The sequence below is a fragment of the Okeania sp. SIO2B9 genome, assembly GCF_010672505.1.
Classification (GTDB): Bacteria; Cyanobacteriota; Cyanobacteriia; order Cyanobacteriales; family Microcoleaceae; genus Okeania; species Okeania hirsuta.
Genome location: NZ_JAAHGK010001716.1, coordinates 1 through 1,226, shown reverse-complemented (window position 1 = coordinate 1,226; position 1,226 = coordinate 1). Strand labels below are relative to the sequence as shown.

Annotated in this window: 1 protein-coding gene; it reads left to right on the top strand. The window is 31.3% G+C overall.

The annotated features are described in order from the left end of the window. Nucleotides 1–272: 272 nt before the first annotated feature. Nucleotides 273–1,046 (top strand): ABC transporter ATP-binding protein, encoded by a 774-nt coding sequence (locus F6K13_RS33935; RefSeq protein WP_124145877.1) that lies wholly within the window; start codon nucleotides 273–275, stop codon nucleotides 1,044–1,046. Nucleotides 1,047–1,226: the final 180 nt, after the last annotated feature.

Genomic DNA, 1,226 nt, shown 5'->3' with positions numbered 1-1,226 from the left:
CCAGTCTGATAAATGTTTGAGACTTTGTTGCCTATTCCCTGTTTCCTATAACTAGAGTTTTATAACATTCTTTTTTCAAAATCGTATAACAGAGATTAATCTAAAAATAAAATAGTATTTTACTATTATAAAAAATGTTGTAAATACTTACCTTCAAAATAGCGATCGCCAACCTCATTTCACACAAACAAGTATTTTTATCCCATAAAAATTATTGATATTTATGTTAGACTTAAAAAAAGTAATAAAGCACCATCATATTAGATTTAGATATGAATAATCCTAATAATACTGCTATTTCCTTTCATCATGTAAATAAAATTTATCCTAATAAAACAATTGCTTTGCAAGACATAAATTTTACAATTAATCATGGTAAATTTGTGACTTTTGTTGGTCCCTCTGGCTGTGGAAAAAGTACAGTATTGCGATTAATATCAAAATTAAGCGAAGTTAGTTCAGGAAAAGTTGAATCAAATATAGACCGGGATAAAAATGAATTAGCTTTTGTCTTTCAAGAACCAGCTTTAATGCCTTGGTCTAACGTTATTGATAACGTACATTTACCTCTAAAATTAATAGGAAAATCTCTCAGAGAATCTCGAACAATAGTACAAGAAGCCATTAATTTAGTAGGATTAGATGGTTTTGAACGTTCTTACCCACGACAACTATCAGGTGGGATGAAGATGCGAGTTTCTATTGCTAGAGCATTAGTAACTAACCCAAGAATTGTTTTAATGGATGAACCTTTTGGAGCTTTAGATGAAATGACTCGCAGTAAACTGAATAGCGATCTATTAAGGGTATGGCAAGAACGAAATTGGACTGTAGTTTTTGTCACTCACAATATTTATGAAGCGGTGTATTTATCTCAACAAGTAATTGTTATGGCTGCCCGCCCTGGTAGGGTAGTAGCAGATGTCAAAATAGATGTGAATTATCCTCGTAGTGAAGATTTCCGAATGTCACAGTTATGTAATGATTATTGTCGGGAAATTTCTAATTATTTGGAGATGGGAGTATCAGGTCATTATAGTAATTAGCATTTATATTTTAAGGAAGAAGGAAGAAGGAAGAAGGAAGAAAGTAGAAGGAAGAAAGTAGAAGGAAGAAGAAAAAATATTGCTTTGTCTGAATTTTAAGCTGTCAATCTGTCCTAACCTTTCCTTCGACTACTTTAACAAAAACAATTATAAATAATTGGATATTAAATAGTCTCTAGA

What these genes read in the sequence shown, in the direction of transcription:
- F6K13_RS33935 (WP_124145877.1), top strand. Translation starts at nt 273, where the DNA reads ATGAATAATCCTAATAATACTGCTATTTCCTTTCATCATGTAAATAAA.